17 protein-coding genes and 1 pseudogene are annotated in these 19999 nt (G+C 36.3%); 11 read left to right on the top strand and 7 right to left on the bottom strand.

What is annotated here, in order from left to right:
• Positions 1–134: pseudogene (locus tag DN410_RS28495) on the bottom strand (polyamine aminopropyltransferase); the annotation flags it as partial.
• 406 nt (positions 135–540) lie between these two features.
• On the opposite strand from DN410_RS28495, the gene DN410_RS13820 reads away from it, so the two are divergent.
• The 5 genes from DN410_RS13820 (at position 541) to chbG (ending at position 4761) form a co-directional block, all read left to right on the top strand.
• Positions 541–843 (top strand): PTS sugar transporter subunit IIB, encoded by a 303-nt coding sequence (locus tag DN410_RS13820; RefSeq protein ID WP_001023569.1) that lies wholly within the window; start codon positions 541–543, stop codon positions 841–843.
• A 16-nt stretch (positions 844–859) separates the two neighbouring features.
• Positions 860–2167 (top strand): PTS cellobiose transporter subunit IIC, encoded by a 1308-nt coding sequence (celB, locus tag DN410_RS13815; RefSeq protein ID WP_063221814.1) that lies wholly within the window; start codon positions 860–862, stop codon positions 2165–2167.
• 183 nt (positions 2168–2350) lie between these two features.
• The gene (locus DN410_RS13810; RefSeq protein ID WP_000989050.1) at positions 2351–2674 is read left to right on the top strand and encodes a PTS lactose/cellobiose transporter subunit IIA; all 324 of its coding nucleotides are present in this window, start codon (positions 2351–2353) and stop codon (positions 2672–2674) included.
• Between the two features lie 3 nt (positions 2675–2677).
• Positions 2678–4003 (top strand): 6-phospho-beta-glucosidase, encoded by a 1326-nt coding sequence (gene celF, locus DN410_RS13805; protein ID WP_000145762.1) that lies wholly within the window; start codon positions 2678–2680, stop codon positions 4001–4003.
• A 53-nt stretch (positions 4004–4056) separates the two neighbouring features.
• Entirely contained in the window at positions 4057–4761 is a 705-nt protein-coding gene (gene chbG / locus DN410_RS13800; protein WP_149176920.1) for a chitin disaccharide deacetylase, read from the top strand.
• 41 nt (positions 4762–4802) lie between these two features.
• On the opposite strand, the gene DN410_RS13795 is transcribed toward chbG, so the two are convergent.
• Positions 4803–5984, bottom strand: a complete 1182-nt coding sequence (locus DN410_RS13795) for a chromate transporter (RefSeq protein ID WP_149176919.1) — start codon at positions 5982–5984, stop codon at positions 4803–4805.
• 187 nt (positions 5985–6171) lie between these two features.
• On the opposite strand from DN410_RS13795, the gene exsM reads away from it, so the two are divergent.
• Positions 6172–6585, top strand: coding sequence for an exosporium regulatory protein ExsM (gene exsM / locus DN410_RS13790; protein ID WP_149176918.1), 414 nt, complete (start codon positions 6172–6174; stop codon positions 6583–6585).
• 309 nt (positions 6586–6894) lie between these two features.
• Here the strand turns inward: exsM and DN410_RS13785 are convergent, their stop codons facing one another.
• The 3 genes from DN410_RS13785 to DN410_RS13775 form a co-directional block, all read right to left on the bottom strand.
• On the bottom strand, positions 6895–9570 hold the full coding sequence (locus DN410_RS13785) for a sigma-54-dependent transcriptional regulator (RefSeq protein WP_149176917.1): 2676 nt from the start codon (positions 9568–9570) through the stop codon (positions 6895–6897).
• Between the two features lie 104 nt (positions 9571–9674).
• The gene (locus DN410_RS13780) at positions 9675–10412 is read right to left on the bottom strand and encodes a polysaccharide deacetylase family protein (RefSeq protein ID WP_149176916.1); all 738 of its coding nucleotides are present in this window, start codon (positions 10410–10412) and stop codon (positions 9675–9677) included.
• A gap of 208 nt (positions 10413–10620) precedes the next feature.
• Positions 10621–11694 carry a glycosyltransferase family 4 protein gene (locus tag DN410_RS13775; RefSeq protein WP_000378312.1) on the bottom strand — a complete coding sequence of 358 codons (1074 nt, stop codon included), beginning with the start codon at positions 11692–11694 and terminating at the stop codon, positions 10621–10623.
• A gap of 536 nt (positions 11695–12230) precedes the next feature.
• Here DN410_RS13775 and DN410_RS13770 point away from each other — a divergent pair.
• Complete coding sequence (locus DN410_RS13770; protein ID WP_149176915.1) at positions 12231–13601, top strand: UDP-glucose dehydrogenase family protein; 1371 nt, start codon at positions 12231–12233, stop codon at positions 13599–13601.
• A gap of 74 nt (positions 13602–13675) precedes the next feature.
• Entirely contained in the window at positions 13676–14791 is a 1116-nt protein-coding gene (gene wecB, locus DN410_RS13765) for a non-hydrolyzing UDP-N-acetylglucosamine 2-epimerase (protein WP_149176914.1), read from the top strand.
• A 40-nt stretch (positions 14792–14831) separates the two neighbouring features.
• Here the strand turns inward: wecB and DN410_RS13760 are convergent, their stop codons facing one another.
• On the bottom strand, positions 14832–15959 hold the full coding sequence (locus DN410_RS13760) for an LCP family protein (RefSeq protein WP_149176913.1): 1128 nt from the start codon (positions 15957–15959) through the stop codon (positions 14832–14834).
• Positions 15960–16033: 74 nt separating this feature from the next.
• Complete coding sequence (locus DN410_RS13755) at positions 16034–16669, bottom strand: YigZ family protein (protein ID WP_000926682.1); 636 nt, start codon at positions 16667–16669, stop codon at positions 16034–16036.
• A 239-nt stretch (positions 16670–16908) separates the two neighbouring features.
• On the opposite strand from DN410_RS13755, the gene DN410_RS13750 reads away from it, so the two are divergent.
• From DN410_RS13750 to DN410_RS13740, 3 genes are all read left to right on the top strand, one after another.
• The gene (locus DN410_RS13750) at positions 16909–17751 is read left to right on the top strand and encodes a DegV family protein (RefSeq protein WP_149176912.1); all 843 of its coding nucleotides are present in this window, start codon (positions 16909–16911) and stop codon (positions 17749–17751) included.
• A gap of 170 nt (positions 17752–17921) precedes the next feature.
• Positions 17922–18236: a winged helix-turn-helix transcriptional regulator gene (locus DN410_RS13745; RefSeq protein ID WP_000400857.1), complete on the top strand. Its 315-nt coding sequence runs from the start codon at positions 17922–17924 to the stop codon at positions 18234–18236.
• Positions 18237–18487: 251 nt separating this feature from the next.
• The gene (locus DN410_RS13740) at positions 18488–19909 is read left to right on the top strand and encodes a C40 family peptidase (protein ID WP_149176911.1); all 1422 of its coding nucleotides are present in this window, start codon (positions 18488–18490) and stop codon (positions 19907–19909) included.
• The last annotated feature ends 90 nt before the right edge of the window (positions 19910–19999 follow it).

Genomic DNA, 19999 nt, shown 5'->3' with positions numbered 1-19999 from the left:
TGTTTGTCCTGTTTGTTTTGTGTATCTTGCTTGTCTAGCTCAAATTTGTCAGAGTCTACTTCAGAAGACTTGTCTTTTTTAAAGCTCGTTATTCTATAAATCTTTATTTTGTTCAGTTTTCTATGTTTTGGCATAGGAATCCCCTTTCGAATTGTGTTATTTTATTTTATTCTATCCTATGTAATTTAGTAGAGTTTGCTTGGACAATTGATAGAAGAATGTGCTCAAGAAAGGTTTGTTTTTTTATTAGATTTTCACGCTAAAAATTTTTTTTAGTGTTTTTTTGTTTTAAACACAACTAGACAACTAAACACTAATCTATTTTCATACAGTTATGTGTTAAAAGCGTGTTGTTTTATAACACACTGTGTGTTTTTTGAGTGACACACTAATTGAAAGCGTTAACACACAAAGGAAACAGTCGAAAAAGTGCTGATTTTAGTGGTTTTAAAAAGTTGGCACGCTAATTGCATTAATAAATAGCGTAAAGAAAAATAAATAAAACATAAATTTTTTATACTACACAAGGGGGATTTTCAAATGAATATTTTATTATGTTGCTCAGCAGGGATGTCTACAAGTTTACTAGTTACAAAAATGGAAGCGGCTGCAAAAGCTCGCGGTCTAGAAGGAAAGATTTGGGCTGTATCTGGGGATGCAGTAAAAACGAATATCGATCAAGCAGATGTATTATTACTAGGACCACAAGTTCGTTATATGCTTTCTTCAATGAAAACGCTTGCTGATGAGAGAAACGTTGGAATCGATGTTATCAATCCGATGCACTACGGCATGATGAATGGAGAAGCAGTTTTAGATCACGCATTAACACTAAAAAAATAATTAGGGGGGAAGCGAAATGCAAAAGTTTATTGCATTCATGGAGAAATATATTGTTCCTGTCGCTGGTAAAATCGGATCGCAACGTCACTTAGCTGCGATCCGTGACGGATTTATTGCAGTTATGCCACTTATTTTAGTTGGTGCATTGGCATCACTAATTAATGGTTTTCCGTCTGACGCTTTCCAAGATTTCATGAAAGGTTTGTTTGGTGAAACGTGGAAACAAGTTGGCGGTGGAATGTGGACTGGTTCTTTCGCAATTCTAGCACTAATCATAGCATTTACAACAAGTTATAACTTAGCAAAATCTTACGGCGTTGATGGCTTGTCAGCAGGTATTATTTCATTTGGTGCGTTAATTATTCTTACGCCAACAACACCGAAAGAAGGCGGATTGAACTTAGCTTGGACAGGTGCACAAGGGTTATTCGTAGCAATTATCGTGGCACTTCTTGTTACTGAAGTATTCCGTTTCTTTGTACAAAGAAACATTACTTTAAAAATGCCTGATGGAGTACCACCAGCAGTTTTAAGATCTTTCGCAGCTATAGTTCCAGCATTTGTTATCTTAACAGTAGTTGCAGGTATTCAATTAGCAGTGAAATTAGCTGGTACAAGTGTTCATGAATTTATCTTTAATACGATTCAATCACCACTGCAAAGTTTAGCAGGGACATTACCAAGTGCAATTGTCATCGTACTCCTTGTTCATCTTCTTTGGTTCTTCGGTTTACATGGTCCAAATATCGTTGGTGGTATTATTGAGCCATTATACTTACCGGCATTAGAGAAAAACATGAAGTTATTCCAAGGTGGTACATCTGCATTTGATGTTCCAAACATTGTTACAAAACCATTCTTTGATACTTTCGTATATCTTGGTGGTTCTGGTGCTACATTAGCGTTCTTAGTAGTTGTATTACTTGTAGCAAAAAGTGCACAATTACGCGGTGTATCTCGTTTATCAATTGGTCCAGGTGCATTTAACATTAACGAACCAGTAATCTTTGGTACACCAATTATTTTAAATCCAATTTTATTCTTACCGTTTATCATCACACCAATTGTATTAGTAATTACTTCTTATACAGCTATATCTATTGGCTGGGTACCAAAAACAGTTGTGATGATTCCGTGGGCAACACCACCAATTATTAGTGGTTATCTTGTAACAGGTGGGCATCTTTCAGGTGCAATTCTACAGTTATTCAACTTTGTAATTGCGATGGTAATCTATTATCCATTCGTTGTGTTATGTGACCGTTCAGTTGTTCGTACTGAAAAAGCAGCAGCGCAAGGAAATAACAACTCTGTACCTATGTAACATAGAGATTGTTCTCACAGATAATATTATCTGTGAGAACAATTACCTTTATATCATGTTCAAAAAGATGAGACCCATCTACAAGAACACCAAACTATCATTCATAAATTAATATTTTAATAGAAATGTTCAAACTGAAGGGGTATTTAAATCGGTTGAACGATAATAGAGAGGGCGGTAATTATAATGACTACAGCAGAACAAATTCCATTCCAATTAATTTTAAATAGTGGTAATGCACGAAGCTTTGCAATGGAGGCACTTCAATTTGCCAAACAGGGGAAAATGGCAGAGGCTGATGAAGCGATGGTAAAGGCGAAAGAAGCGATTAATGAGGCGCATCATTTCCAAACAGAGCTCATACAATCAGAAGCAAGAGGAGAAAAAACAGAGATTAGTGTTCTTTTAATTCACGCACAAGATCATTTAATGAATGCGATTACAGTGAAAGAATTAGCAGCAGAATTTATTGACCTTTATAAAAAATTAGAAGCGAAAGGGGAATAAAGCATGACTGGAATTAAAATTGCTACAATCGGCGGTGGATCTAGTTATACACCAGAGTTAATTGAGGGGTTTATTAAACGTTATGATGAGCTTCCTGTTCGTGAAATTTGGTTAGTAGATATTGAGGCAGGAAAAGAAAAGTTAGAAATCGTTGGTAACTTAGCGAAACGTATGGTGAAAAAATCAGGTTTACCAATTGAGGTACATTTAACACTTGATCGCCGAGAGGCATTGAAGGATGCTGACTTCGTAACAACACAGCTTCGCGTTGGTTTATTAGAAGCACGTGCAAAAGATGAAGCGATCCCGTTAAAATATGATGTAATCGGTCAGGAAACGAATGGTCCTGGTGGTTTATTCAAAGCGCTGAGAACGATTCCTGTTATTTTAGATATTTGTAAGGATATGGAGGAACTTTGTCCGAATGCATGGTTAATTAACTTTGCTAACCCAGCAGGTATGGTAACAGAAGCTGTTCTTCGTTATACAAATATTCAAAGAGTAGTCGGTCTATGTAACGTTCCAATCGGAATTCGCATGGGTCTTGCAAGATTACTGGAAGTAGATGCAAGTCGTGTCCACGTTGATTTTGCAGGTTTAAATCACATGGTATACGGACTAGACGTATATTTAGATGGCGTAAGTGTAATGGATCGTGTGTTAGAGCTTGTAACAGATCCGGAAAAGCAAATTACGATGGAAAATATTGCAGCGCTTAACTGGGAGCCAGACTTTATTCGCGGCCTTCGTGCAATTCCATGCCCATACCACCGTTACTACTACAAAACACGTGAAATGTTAGAAGAAGAGAAAGAAGCTTCGGTTGAAAAAGGTACACGTGCAGAAGTAGTAAAACAATTAGAAAATGATTTATTCGAGTTATATAAAGACCCGAACTTAGATATTAAACCACCACAATTAGAAAAACGTGGAGGCGCTTATTATAGTGATGCAGCATGTAGCTTAATTACGTCTATTTACAATAATAAAGGTGATATCCAGCCTGTTAATACACGAAACAACGGAACAATTGCAAGCTTACCACATGATTCTGCTGTTGAAGTGAACTGTATTATTACGAAAGAGGGTCCAAAACCAATTGCGGTCGGAGATCTTCCAGTACCAGTTCGCGGCTTAGTACAACAAATTAAATCATTTGAGCGCACAACAATTGAAGCTGCTGTTACAGGTGATTATCATAAGGCGCTGCTTGCTATGACAATTAATCCACTTGTACCATCAGATAAAGTTGCAAAACAAATTTTAGATGAAATGTTGGAAGCACATAAAGAATATCTTCCACAATTCTTCAAAAAGGTAGAGAAGTAAAAAGCGGCGCTATTTAGCCCGCTTTTTTTCTTATATTAGTAGGAGGGATTCAAGTGATTCAATTAATCGTAAATGCAGATGATTTCGGGCTTACAGAAGGTACAAATTACGGCATTATTGATGGACATATAAATGGACTTGTAAATTCAACGACGATGATGATGAATATGCCGGGGACAGAGCATGCGGTACATTTAGCAAAAGAGTATAAAACGCTGGGAGTAGGAGTACACCTCGTATTAACGGCAGGAGAACCACTTTTAAAGAATGTACCATCACTTGTAGGGACAGATGGATTGTTTCATAAACAAAGTGTCGTAAGGGAAGGAAATATAGATCCAGAAGAAGTTGAGAGAGAATGGACTGCCCAAATTGAGAAGTTTTTATCTTATGGATTAATACCGACTCATTTAGATAGCCATCATCATGTGCATGGTTTACCAATCTTACACGATGTTCTTGAGAGATTAGCGGCTAAATATAAACTTCCGATTCGTCGTTGTGAGGAAGAGAGAGCAGTGCGCCCGTTTTCTGATGTGTTTTACAGTGATTTTTATGCGGATGGTGTGACGGAAGACTATTTTGAGAAGTTAGGAACACGCGTACAAGACGGGCAATCGGTAGAAATTATGGTTCATCCAGCTTATATTGATCCAGAGCTTGTGAAACGTTCTTCTTACGTAATGGATCGAGTGAAGGAATTGCGTATTTTAACAGAGAGTAAGTTGCCTGAAGGAATAGAGCTTGTGAAGTTTTAATAGAAAAACGACGGCTACATAATGCCGTCGTTTTTTTGTGCTTACACAATGGATAAAATATATCCGCCGAAGGCCCCGATTATAACGATAACCCAAGGTGGTGTTTTCCAAAAAGCTAGTAAGCAAAATAGAAGAGAAGCAAAGACAAAATCTACAGAATTCATAATTGTACTCGTCCAAATCGGATCGTAAAACGCTGCTAGTAAAATACCGACAACGGCTGCATTGACTCCAAGTAGTGCGCCTTGTATGTGAGATATTTTTCTCACACTGTCCCAAAATGGTAAAACACCAATAACGAGCAAGAAAGCTGGAAGAAAGATAGCGATTGTTGCGAGTATTGCTCCAAGTGTCCCGTTGAGCACTGCTCCTATATACGAGGCGAATGTAAATAGTGGCCCTGGTACCGCTTGTGTTAATCCGTATCCAGCTAGAAATTGTTCTTTCGTCATCATTCCGTTGTGTACGAACTCACCTTCAAGAAGAGGTAGCACGACGTGTCCGCCTCCAAATACAAGTGCGCCAGAGCGGTAGAAACTATCAAATAAAGCGATGTAATACGAGAACGGTCTTAATATTGGTAGCAGTAGTAATAGTCCGAAGAATAAGACGAGACAAGAAACTGCTATCTTTTTTGAAATAGGTACTTTTATATGTTGAGATTGGCTAATTGGTTGGTTGCGATATAAAAACCAGCCGATAAAGCCAGATACTATAATGAGAATGACTTGTGTCCAGCTATTTGGCCATAGTAAGGCAATTGCGGCAGTTACAATAGCAATCGTCGCACGGTTTCGGTCTGGCGTTAACTTTTGCGCCATTCCCCATATTGCATGAGCGACAATAGCGACTGCTACAAGTTTTAGTCCATGAATCCAGCCAGCACTTCCAAGATCGAGCTGATTAAGGAATGAGGCGAAGAAAACTAAAACAAGCACAGACGGTAAAGTGAATCCAATCCATGAAATAATAGCTCCTAATAACCCGCCCCTTAATAAACCAACTCCCATACCGACTTGGCTACTGGCAGGTCCAGGAAGGAATTGACATAGTGCTACTAAATCACCATAACTTTTTTCATCCATCCACTTTCTTTTTTGCACGTATTCGTGGTGGAAATAGCCGAGATGGGCGACAGGACCCCCGAATGAAGTAAGTCCTAATTGAAATGAGACGAGAAAAATCTCTAATAATGTGTGAAAAGTGTATTTGTTATTTTCCAAAACAACCTCCTAGAATGCTTTTCTATGTGCATTATACAAGAGGTAGTAAAGCAAAAGGAACGATTCTAATGTAAAGATTATGTGAATCTTTTCTTTGTAATTAAAATTGAAAAAGTCATAAATGATTATGTATAAACCATAAAGTAGTAGAAGTAGTGCTGGGAAATTTATATAAGGAGAATGCCTTATGACAACACACTTTTTTGCTAGGCTAATGGGGAAGAGAGAAGTACCTCCTGTAAATACAGAAGCTTTTGGGGTTGCGGAGTTTATTTTTAGTGATGATTTAACGAAATTGCATTACAGAGTCATACTAAAAAATATAGAGAAGGTCACATCGTGTCAAATTCATTTAGGAAAGTCCGCTCAAATAGGTCCTATTGTTTTTTATTTGTACGGTCCGCTAGAACAGGGGATTAGTTTGAATGAGGGGAGTATTACCGGTGTAATGAATGCGGATGATTTCGAAGGTCCTTTACATGGGAAATCATTTGTTCACTTTCTTCAAGAAATCATTCAAGCAAATGTATATGTAAATGTTCATACGAAATCACACAAAAGAGGAGAAATAAGAGGACGGATTAGAAAAGTAAAGAAGTAAATGAAAAGGCTGTTCCAAATTGGAACAGCCTTTTCTTCTTATATAGGGTACAAATTTTAGCGATTATTGTCAGTAAATCGATATATTTTGAAAATCGCTGATATAATCCGAGTTGCGCCGATATATTTTGAAAATCGCTGATATAATCCGAGTTGCGTCGATATATTTTGAAAATCGCTGATATAATCCGAGTTTCTTCTCTGTGTTGCGTCGATATATTTTGAAAATCGCTGATATAATCCGAGTTGCGTCGATGAAAATCGCTGATATAATCTGAGTTGCAGTCGATATAGTAAAAAATTTCCGCGTTTAACTTTTCACAGGCTGATTTTTTATGAAGAAGTCCATGATGTAAAATACTTCGTCATCGGGTATTTGTATTTCAAATGTATTTTCAATCGGTTGTAGTGCTTTTTTCACTTTCATATACATCCAGTACTCATCTTGTCGTCGTTTTTCTTTGTCAGGATGAGGGAGGAGACTTTCCCCTTTTTGAAGACGGTCAACCATACAGCTCATATGAAGAATTACACCCATTAAGCTATCTGGGGTTAGCTGTAAGGAAATTAATTCTTGAATTGTATTTAATGCGTAACGAATTGTTTTAATGAGTAATGCTCCGTCGTTACGTTGCATTTGTTGTTCAAGAATGTCAGCCATTTTTGCGTATGTTTCTTCATACGTAATCAATTCTTGAATTGGCTGAATGGCTGTGTAGTTTACAATGTCTTGGAAATGATATGTTAAGCACGGTACTTGCACATCGAAATTTGTGACAATACAAATGATATTACGTTCTTTTTTTATGTTCTCAATCATTTTCGTTAAATCTTTTTCATGGACGATACTAATCGGAATAATTTCAATCAAGTCTTTATCAAATCGTAAATAATTCTCTAACATTTTTTGAATCGCTAAAGCACTTCCTTCTCCAGTTAAACAAGCTGTTAAAATAACAGATTTCATTGGAGAGAGTGGCTTTTTCTTTTCTTCTTGTACGTTTAAGTAAAACGGTGTTAAATTTTTCACTGTTTCATATAGTGCGTCTAATGAATACCCGAGCTGAGCTTTCCGTGCCGCTTCTAATACGTGTGGTGTGCTTGTCATAGAAAGGATACGTACAGGAATTTTGAACTCAGTTTCTAATATGTCACCGATATAAGCGAGTGATCCCATATCTACGAGTAGGAGAAGCCCATTTACATTTTGCAGTGTTTTCATATACACTTTGACACGCTCTAAGAAATCTTTCGGCGATTCATGTAACGGCATATCGATACCGGTTACTTCCTCAATACCGAGAAGTTCGTTTGCAACGTTTGCCATTTCTGTTGCGATGCCATTACCGTGTGCTAATATTAATACTTTTACTTCTGTTTGTGAGGCAGGAATTGGATCAACAACGAAGAACATTGTTAAGAAGCCTGCTTCATCAATAGGCATTGTTATTTGCAATTCTTCCTCCAGTAGCTGGATACATTGCATAGCTACGGAAAAAGCTTCTTTATATTTCGTACGAATTTGATTTAATTGTGGATGATGAATTTGTTTCCCGCCTTGTAAACGTTGTAGAGTTGTCTGTACATGTAAACTTAAAGCGAGAAATACTTTTTCATCAAACGTCTTAGATAAATGCTTTTCAGCGAGTTCCGCTATTTTTTCACATACGGAAACGATATTACGATCCACAATTTTAAAAACATTTTCATGACTAGTCTTTTTGGACATTTGGTTAAAATATTGTACGAAAAAGCTTTGGATATCATTTTCTATTAGTAGTTCTAATTCTTCCTCTTCAATACCACGTGCTTGAAGTTCTTCATATTTATAATCAATATAATCGTAAATAGAAGAACGTTTTTCATCTTCTGTTTTATGGTTACTCCAGCCTTCATCACTTGTAAATACAAATGTTTCATTCGGTATTTGGTACAGATGGCGGCTCTTTCTTTCAATAAACAGTCCTTCTTTCATATACCAAGGTAAATCTGTACTTGAAACATAGACAGAGTCACGTTTCTTTGTCACGAAATCAGAATAGGCTTTCGCACAGGCAATTTGCACATCCGTTTTTAATTGACCGATGTTATTAGGACAATTGTAAAAGACGAAAGCACGCATTGTATTTGGGCTAACATGAATTTCTTTTCTCAGGCGAATTGCTTCATTTGTGAAAAATAGTTGCAGTAAAGCAAAGCGCTCTTTGTGTGTACGCTCACGAAGTGGTGGAAGCGTGACAGTCATCGGTATACGTCTTGTAAATGTTTTTAATAAAAATGAATTTGGTTCTTCTGTCGTTGCTGTAATGATTAATACTTGTGCTTTCCGCTCGTTTTCTGTTTCTCCAAGGCGGCGGTATACCCCACGGTCAATAAAGGTGAAAAGCATTTCTTGTCCCTCTGGAGGAAGCCGATGTACTTCATCTAAGAAAAGAATCCCTTCATGTGCTTTTTCAATTAACCCTTTTTGATCACTTGCGCCCGTGTAAGCCCCTTTTTTAATCCCAAATAACTGTCCAAGTAGTAACTGTGGGTTGTTCGCATAATCAGCACAGTTAAAGACGATAAAGGGTGCATTTTTTTGAAGCTGTTCAACTTCAATTGCATATTCGTGCATTAAAGAAGCGAACATAGATTTTCCGACTCCTGTTTCTCCTAGCAGTAAAGTATGCATACCGTTTGGAGGATAGAGAATAGAAGCTTTCGCTTTTTCAATTGCAATTTTAAGGCTTGTATTTTCAATTGCAAATGTATCTAATGAAGTGACATCTTTTGAATGCGTTTCCAACGAAGTGTTCGTTTCTATATAAAAACGAACAGGGCGCGTATTTGTTTTTAATAAACGTGTATCTTTTACAAGTTTGTTTAAGTCGCTACTTACATTGGCACGATCTAGTTGTAACAGGGTAGCGAGTTCTGATGCAGTTACACCTTCTGTATAATTTCCTTCTTGTATTGCGTTAAAAATGAGATCTATTCGTTTCATTTCTATTCACCTCGAAACTTCATCACTATTTAAAATTTTACACAAAAATGGGAAGGGTGGGAAGAGAAAAATAAAACAGCTTTAGCACATAAGTACTAAAGCTGTTACAATCTTGTGTCTTTCCAGAAATTCACTTCGAGATGAGAAGATGGATTATAGGGAAGAAGTTTGTATCCTTGTGACTGTAAATAATCAATTACTTTTGGAAGTATTTGTACAGTAACACTCGAATCGTGCATTAAAATAACTTCGATTTGTTCATCGCTTTGATTACGTACTCTTTCTAGTATGGCAGAAGGATTATCATAACTTTTCCAGTCATATGTATCAATGGTCCAATCCCACATTTTATACTCAGCTGATACAAGTGCGTCACGGTAATTCTTTTTTAAGTACGGCATACTACCGTAGGGGACACGAACGAGATGTGTATTTAACTTTGTAATTTGCTGGACAATGTTTTGTGTTTGCTCCATTTCTGTAATTAAAGTAGAAGGATCGCCAGTATAAAGGCGTTTTACATCGTGTGACATGCTATGGAGTCCGATATAATGTCCGTCTTTAATTAATCGCTGCATTGTCTTTTTATAATGCGGTACCTTTCCTCCAATAACAAAGAAAGTTGCTTTTCCGTTCTTTTCTTTTAAAATGTTTAAAATTTGCGTAGTATATTTGTTTGGCCCGTCATCAAATGTTAAGTACGCGATTTTTTGTGTAGGAGAGGTAGTTTCAGTATTTGGATGAAGTTCAGCAGGAATAACCGTAGTTGCTTCTGCATGAGATGACGCGTACATAGTAACCGCTAAAAATAAAATGATGTATAGAAATACTCGCTTGATCATAACATTCACCCTCAGTTTGACAATCAAGATGTAAAAAAGAAAATGTAACCCATTTCTTATTATGTATATCTTTCTCCAATAGAGGCACTCTCAAACAATCTATATTTTGGAAATATAAAATGAGGGATAAAAAAATAAAAAATAGCATCCTCTTCAAAGAAAGAGGATGCTATTTGAATATTTCATAATTGTAAAGGCTATACTACAATTAGTCTTCGCGTTTTTTCACTTTTTTATAGAAGGAAATAATTGGTTTGTAACGCTCGTGTACAAGTCCGATTAGTTCAGCAATGATTTCTGTAAAGAAGATTAAAACGAAAAGAAGAAAAATGGATAACCATAATGTTGCACTAGTGAAAATAATGGCATTTACACTAAAGAAAATACCGAATGCGTATATAATTAGTACCGTTTTACGATGAGAGAATCCCATTGCAAGCAAACGGTGATGCAAATGCGACTTATCTGGTGCTGAAATAGGCTTTTTATTTACGATACGACGAATGATTGCAAATGTCGTATCAAATACAGGTACACCTAAAATGATAACTGGAACGATAAAACTGAATAACGTTACGCTTTTGTATAATCCAAGTAACGATATAACAGAAATACAATATCCTAAAAATAATGCTCCTGTATCTCCCATGAAAATTTTTGCTGGATGGAAGTTGTAGAATAAAAACCCAATTGTACTTGCTAACGTAATTAGTGCTAGAGGCAAGATAATAGCTGTTCCAGTACCCCATGGGCTAGTGAAGGCCATATATGCTAGCGTTGCCAGTACGATAGATGAAATACCAGCAGATAATCCATCTAAGCCGTCAATTAAGTTGATTGCATTTGTAATACCTACAATCCAAAATACTGTAATTGGATAAGCAAGCCATCCAAGTTCAGTATCCCCGAGAATTGGAATATATAATACTTGCACTAATAATCCACTTTTTACAATCATAATGGCAACTAATAGTTGTCCACCGAATTTTACTTTCGCAGATAACTCGTACATATCATCTAAAATACCAATGATTACAATGATGATTGCACCTAACGTTATCGATAACATTCTTTGTTCATATAAGCCACCGACCACAAATCCTACAGCTACACCGATAAATATTGCTAACCCGCCAAGACGAGGCATAATTTTTTGGTGTACTTTACGTGCGTTTGGCTTATCTGTTGCTCCTATTTTAAAAGCTAATTTAATAACTAAAGGAGTAACGACGAGTACAGTGATGAAAGATGCCAAAATGGCATAAATCACTTGTGAGTCCATTAATACCCCACCCTTTTATAGTCTAACGTAATTTTTTTAATGTATTTATCTGAAAATTATGATGTTTATTTACAGGCTCATAACATATGGTATCACAAAAAGATTAGAATTCAATCTTTTTTTCTTTTTACGGTAAATGGAAGCGGATAGAATATATGACAATTGTATACAGAATGTTGGTTCATTTGGGAAGGTTACTCGTACCAGGCTTTGGAATATGACATTTCCTATTTTTCTTAGGTAGTGAATACTTTTATTTCAGTATTATAAGTGTTGCACGTAGAAATGAGTAAGTTCCGTGTTAAAATGTGGGAATTTATCCCGCAATTGGTGTGCTACCTGTAAAAGCCTGATTGGTATGGGTTATTAATTAGTGGGGGGTGGACAAAACTCCCACTGATTAAAGTTTCACTTTATATTGCTTCATTTAATTTTACAAAAACTTAAAAAAGAATGCAGAAAGTAATTCATATAATAAAGGAGTAAAAGGGTATTCTCATTTTTAATGTGAGAGGGGGAAGCGCAGGGAGCACTCTATGTATTCGTATATTTTCTACTGTATATTCCTGTGCGAAAGGGAAATGAAAATTACGATAATAGGTACCGGATATGTTGGATTGATTACAGGTGTAGGATTGGCAATGTTGGGACATTCAGTTACGTGTTTTGATATAAATGATGAAAAGATTGAACAGATAAAACGAGGGAACCTACCTATTTATGAAGCCGGCTTACATGAATTAATTCATGATGCATGTGAGAAGGATTGTTTAACTTTTACAACAAATAAAGTAAAGGCGTTTCACGATGCAGCGTTTATATTTATTGCAGTTGGAACGCCATCTTTATTAGATGGGACAGCAGATTTAACATATATTCAAAGTGCTTGTGCTGATATTGGAACATATGTGACGAACGACATTATTGTTGTTACGAAAAGTACGGTTCCTGTAGGGACGAATGATGCTATGAGAGGATGGATTGAGGAGAAACTAAAGGGTAGGCATGAATTACATATCGTATCGAATCCAGAATTTCTACGGGAAGGTTCAGGTGTTTACGATTTTTTTCAGGGGGATCGCATTGTAATTGGCGCAGATAATGAGGAAGTAGCGCAAAGAGTGGAGAGTTTGTATAGTGAACTACACTTACAAACGTATGTTACTGATATTAAAAGTGCAGAGATGATTAAATATGCGTCGAACGCTTTCTTAGCTACGAAGATTAGTTTTATTAATGAAATTTCAAATATATGTGAGAAGGTAGGCGCAAATGTATTAGAGGTTGCAAAAGGAATGGGGATGGATAAGAGGATTGGTGAATCCTTTTTACATGCTGGCATCGGCTACGGAGGATCGTGTTTTCCGAAAGATACGAAAGCGCTTGTGCAACTTGCAGGTAATGTGGAACATGATTTTCGCTTGTTAAAAGCAGTTATTGAAGTGAATAATAAACAACAGTTGTTATTGATTGAAAAGGCAAAGAAAGTCATAAATATGAACAAGAAGCGGATTGCGGTTCTTGGAGCAGCGTTTAAGCCAAATACTGATGATATTAGAGAAGCTTCATCTCTTATTATAATAGAAGAATTAATTAATGTAGGTGCAGATGTAGTTCTGTATGATCCAAAGGCGACTCGAAATGTAAAAAATATATTTGGGGAGACTATACAATATAGTGAATGTATAGATGAATCGATTAGAGGAGCGAGTGCGGCCTTCATCGTAACAGAATGGGAAGCGATCCGATCTTACCCGTTAGAAAAGTACGCACGACTCATGAGAAAGCCTATTTTATTTGATGGAAGAAATTGCTATACTGATGAGGATGCCAAGAAGCAATCGATTGATTATTACTCGATTGGCAGGAAAAGTATTTGTAATAGAAATGTTTCTGTTATTCGTTAAAAAGGCATGTATCCATGTATATTCTTATATGTCATAATAGAAGTTGTAACTAGCGAAAGAAAAGAGGCAATCAAATGACTGAACGTTTAAAAGTAATGACAATTTTCGGGACACGTCCAGAAGCAATTAAAATGGCACCTCTTGTATTAGAGTTGCAAAAACACCCAGAAAAAATTGAATCGATTGTGACTGTAACAGCACAACATCGTCAAATGTTAGATCAAGTATTAAATATCTTTGGAATTACGCCAGATTTCGATTTAAATATTATGAAAGATCGTCAAACTTTAATTGATATTACAACGCGCGGTTTAGAAGGTTTGGATAAAGTGATGAAAGAAGCGAAGCCGGATATTGTACTTGTACATGGTGATACAACGACAACATTTATTGCAAGCTTAGCTGCTTTTTATAATCAAATTCCAGTAGGTCATGTGGAAGCAGGACTTCGTACATGGGATAAATATTCTCCATATCCAGAAGAGATGAATCGTCAATTAACAGGCGTAATGGCGGACCTTCATTTCTCACCGACAGCAAAATCAGCAACGAACTTACAGAAAGAAAATAAAGATGAGTCACGCATTTTCATAACAGGAAATACAGCAATTGACGCATTAAAAACGACTGTAAAAGAAACATATAGTCATCCTGTACTAGAGAAGCTTGGAAATGATCGTCTTGTACTTATGACAGCTCACCGTCGTGAAAATTTAGGTGAGCCGATGCGTAATATGTTCCGTGCAATTAAGCGTCTTGTTAATAAGCATGAAGATGTACAAGTTGTGTATCCTGTTCATATGAACCCTGTTGTTCGTGAAACAGCGAATGATATTTTAGGCGAACATAACCGCATTCATTTAATTGAGCCGTTAGACGTAATTGATTTCCATAACGTTGCAGCTCGTTCATACTTAATGTTAACTGATTCTGGCGGTGTACAAGAAGAAGCACCATCACTTGGTGTGCCAGTTCTTGTTCTTCGTGATACAACGGAGCGCCCAGAAGGAATCGAAGCAGGTACATTAAAATTAGCAGGAACAGACGAAGAGACAATCTTTAACCTTGCTGATGAGTTGTTATCAAATAAAGAAGCTCACGATAAGATGACGAAAGCGTCTAACCCTTACGGTGACGGCCGTGCATCAGAACGTATTGTAGAAGCAATTTTACAACACTTCAATAAGTAAATAAAAAAGGGCCAAATCCTATGGGATTTGGCTCTTTTTGTTATGGCTGATTTCTCATAATCCACTCTGCATGAGCATTTGTAGAAGGAGGGGGATCAGTTGGTGTTTTGTTTTGATTCGTTTCTTTCTTCGCTTTTTCGTTAGAGTTAGAATTTGAAGAAGGATTTGATTCGGTTTTTGTTGTTGGATTTTCTTGCGTGTTTACCTTTTCTCCTAATTCTTTTTTTATTTCGTTACGTACTGCCTCAACACCGTTTGGATCTGGGAGGAAGTAATAAATACCGCCTATTTTTTTGTCTTCTCCTTCAAGTTTGAACGTTTGCATTGTAGAAGGATCAAACCCAGAAAGTTTATTGTAAAGAGCAAGGCCATCTGAAATAGGAATGTCAGTTTTTATATATTTTCCAACGACTGCTGTCAAATCTTTAATTTTAAATACGGTAGAGGTCGAATTTAGTTTTTGAGCAACAGCAGCAAGTAATTGTCTTTGTCTAGCGGCCCGACCATAGTCGCCATTTGGATCTTGCTTTCGCATACGAACGTAAGCGAGTGCTTCTTCACCATTTAATTCTTGTTGTCCTTGCTTAAATTCGATTTTTTTGTAGTAATCCACGTCTGAACGCTCCCAAAAATCGAAGGGGACATCAACAGTAACACCGCCAACAGCATCAACAATGCCTTTGAAGCCTTGGAAATCAATTTTAAGATAATGGTCTACAGGCACTTTTAGAAAACCTTCGACAGTTTTGATTGCCATTTCTTCTCCGCCGTAAGCATGCGCAGCGTTAATTTTGTCCTCTTTATTCTTTCCGACAATTGGAACGCGACTATCACGAGGGATACTCATAAGCGAAATCTTCTGCGTTTTCGGATTGACTGTCGCAAACATTAATGAATCTGTACGACCGTTTTGACCGTCTGTTGCATAATCTTCTATACCCATAATAAGGAGTGTAAAAGGCTCCTTTGTAATTTCTACATCTTCGGTTCTCAAATCCGATTTTTCACGAGTAAAACCACTATACATCCCCATCAGAGAAGAGTAGGAATTTAATATATAAAGCCCTACACTACCAAATAAAAGTAAGAAAATAAGGAAGTAGAAAAACTTTCTTCTTCGTTTCTTTTTTATTCTGCTATTTTGGAGATGATAATAACGTTCTTCCATATATAATCTCCTTAGTCCATTTGTAGGAAAGTAATTCACTACATTAATATTTAAAGGCGATAAAGTAGTTATTCTTAGATAACATCTTGTTCTAAGTACAACATATCTCCTTCTGTAATTGTACATTTCCCATTTGTTAATTCAATCATCCAATCCGTGAATGCTTGTTTTCCATCTTCTTCTACATACGTATCAAATGTGACATTTTCGAGATAATGTATATCTTTAATGGCATATTTTGAATTGCGTAATTCATTTTCGATTTTGCCAAGTAATGTGTAATCAATTTCGGTCTGCATAACACGCATTAGTTTTCGCTCGACAACACCGACATGATTAATGCCTTCACTTGTACATTTTCCATATGCGCGAATTAATCCACCAGCGCCTAGTTTGATGCCACCAAAATAGCGGGTAACGACAACGACGGTATCTTTTAAACCGCGTTTTTTTAGTACCTCTAACATAGGTACGCCAGCTGTACCGCTAGGTTCACCATCATCATTTGCTTTTTGGATTTGATCTTGTTCGCCAATTAAATACGCAGAACAATTATGTGTTGCATTCCAGTTTTGTTTTTTGATTTTTTGTATGAATTCTTGAGCTTCTTCTTCGGTTGTAGCACGACTAACATAACAGATGAATCTTGATTTTTGAATAACAATTTCGTGTTCACCGTAGTCTTTTATTGTTAAATATTGTAATAGCACTTGTATACGCCCCTATCCATCAAAATGACTAGTACTTTACATTTTAAAAGCGGGCGTTTTTATATTCAAACATTTTTTATAAATAAGTTGAAATTTTTGGTGAGTATTTTACCTTTTTGTTGTAATTTGTCGAGATGATGAGTATAATTTCAAACCCGCATTTTTATGTATGGATGCACCATTTTTAGTTTTCGTGTAAAATTAGGAAATAAAAACTTTTTTATAAGGCAGGTACGAAAATGAAAACAGCTATTGTTACTGATAGTACAGCATATATACCGAAGCATATTCGTGATGAACTCAATATATATATGATTCCATTAAACGTTGTGTTTGGAACGGAATCTTATCAAGAAGAAGCTGAAATTTCAGCAGATGATTTTTATGTAAAAGTACGTGAGCAAGAAGAGCTTCCGAAAACTTCTCAACCAGCAATCGGAAAGTTTGTTGAGCTATATGAAGAATTATCTAAGGATTATGATGCAGTTATTAGCATTCATCTTTCAAGCGGGATTAGTGGTACATATCAAACGTCAACGACAGCTGGTCAAATGGTAGAGGGTATTGATGTATATACGTACGACTCTGAAATTAGTTGTGAAGTGCAAGGATTCTATGTACGTGAAGGGGCAAAACTAGCGAGCGAAGGAAAAAGTCCGAAAGAGATCATTGCTCGTTTTGATGAAATGAAGCAAACGATGGACGCTTATTTTGTAGTGGATGATTTACATCATTTACAGCGTGGTGGACGATTAAATAGCGCACAAGCTTTCATTGGTAGTTTGTTACAAGTGAAGCCAGTTTTATATTTCAGAGATAAAATCATCATTCCATTTGAAAAGATTCGTACGCGTAAAAAAGCATTAAAACGAATTATTGAGATTTTTGATGAGCAAGCAAGTAAAGGTGTACCTATGGAAGCAGTTATCATTCATGCGCAACGTGAAGAGGAAGCGAATGAATGGAAGGCTGAATTAGAAGCAACATATCCTCATGTTACCATCCGTACAGGTTATTTTGGTGCTGTAATTGGAACGCATTTAGGTGAAGGTGCACTAGGTCTTGGATGGTATACGAAGTAATGATATAAAAAGCTCTCTTTTTGAAGAGGGTTTTTTTACGGATATTTTCCATGTAGTTGACAAGTTAATATTTGGAAATGGTAAAATGTACGTAAAATAAAATAATGAGGAAAGTTTTATTACTTACTTTTTACAAGAAACTATATTATAATAGAGGAGAGGTGAAACATATGGAGCATAATTCTTGCTTATGTCCAAAGTTTGAGTCTGCTTTTACTTTGCTTAGTAAAAAATGGACTGGCTTAATTATTAAATCTTTGCTCGAAGAATCAAAACGCTTTAGAGAAATCGCGGATATTATACCAAATATGAGCGATCGTATGTTGTCAGAGCGTTTAAAAGAATTGGAAAGCGAAGGCATTGTAGTTCGTAATGTTTATCCAGAAGTACCGGTTCGAATTGAGTACGGCTTAACTGACAAAGGAAAAGCATTAGAAAGTGTTATGGATGAAGTCCAAAATTGGGCTGAAAAATGGATGAAATAGCGTTTCGATTTTATTTGTATATGCAATAAAACGTAAGGGAATCCTTGCGTTTTTTTCTTTTTTATAAAGTTTCACCAATTGGGCATTTATGGGCAATTATCTCACGCCTAACTTTCTTGCAATTGCCGAATTTTTAGGGGGAGTCCTGCACACAAATCGCGCGATAATAAGCGGTGTAAATCTTTTGAAATTCTACATATACATACAAAATTATACGCATTTTGCAATAGAGAGGTAATGTAATATTACATTTGTTTTACAAAAGCGTAACATTGGTAAAAAAAATCCCGAATTATGGTATAAAATTTATAGGTTATATACGGAAAATGAAAAAAGAAAGCGGTGTAAAAAATAAAATGAAAAAGCTAAAAATGGCATCTTGCGCATTAGTTGCAGGGTTAATGTTTTCAGGACTAACACCAAATGCATTTGCAGAAGATAATATTTCAGATGTGAAATCACAAATTAATACACAAAATGACACTTTACATAAACAACAACAAGAGCGTGATGAATTACAAAAACAAATGAATGACTTAAACAAAACAATTCAAGGTTTAGATAAGTCTGTTCAAGAGAATGCTGCAAAACTTGATGAAACAACGAAAAAAGTTACTGATACTGAGCAGTTAATCGAAAAGAAAAATAAAGATATTGCAGAATTACAAACAAAGATTGCAAAACGTGAAGAGTTATTAAGAAAGCGTTTAGTTGCACTTCAAGAACAACCAAATACGAACGTTGTAACAGAAGTTCTTGTAAACTCTAAAAACATTGCAGATTTAGTTGATCGTTTAAATTCTGTTTCTAAAATTCTTGAGTCTGACGAAGATATCATGAAAACACAACAAGAAGATCAAGCGAACGTGAAAAAAGATGTTGAAACAGTAAAAGAAAAACAAAAAGAATTAAAAGAAGCACAAGCTCAAATTGAAACTGCTAAGAAAGAACTTGACGCTGAAAAAGCGAAAAAAGAAACTGCAGTAAATGATTTAAGCGGTAAAATGGAAACAGTTGTAACTACGATGACAAGCACGGAAAGTCAATTAAAAGAGCTTGAACAACAAGCGTTAAAGTTACAACAAATTGCTGAAAAAGAAGCGCAAGAAAAAGCTGCACAAGAAGCTGCTGCTCAAAAACAAGCAGAGCAGGCTGCTCAACAAGCACAAGCTCCAGCACAACCGGCGCAGGCTCCAGCACAAACACAAGCTGCTCCAGCAAACAATGATGGACAAGCTAAAAAAGATGAGCCTAAGAAAAAAGAAGAGAAAAAAGCAACACCAGCTCCAGAAGTACCAGCTGACAATGGTGGCGGAAGACAAGATGTTGTCTCAAAAGCTAAAGGTTTAGTAGGTCTAAAATACGTATGGGGTAGTGCGTCAATTTCAAATGGTGGATTTGACTGTAGTGGATTAATCTCTTATGTTTATGGTTTAGGTCGTCAAGATACTAGAGGTTTATGGAACTCTGTACAAAAGATTAGCCCATCTGAAGCGAAACCAGGAGATCTTATCTTCTTACAAGGTACTTACAGAGCAGGCGTATCTCACGTTGGTATTTACATTGGTGGCGGTCAAATGATTCATGCTGCTGATGAGTCAACAGGCGTTACTTACGGTAGTGTAAATAGTTCATACAACCAAAAACATTTCTTAGGTTACGGTAGATTATAGGATTATAATTGAATAAAAGATGTGTATAAAGTCGATAGCTTACTATTTTATAAGTAGGTTATCGGCTTTTTTGAGTTTTTACGAGAGTAT

The sequence above is a fragment of the Bacillus sp. SH5-2 genome, assembly GCF_008368905.1.
Classification (GTDB): domain Bacteria; phylum Bacillota; class Bacilli; order Bacillales; family Bacillaceae_G; genus Bacillus_A; species Bacillus_A luti.
The sequence above is the reverse complement of the archived record's forward strand: the minus strand, read 5'-3'. Positions and strand labels throughout refer to the sequence as shown.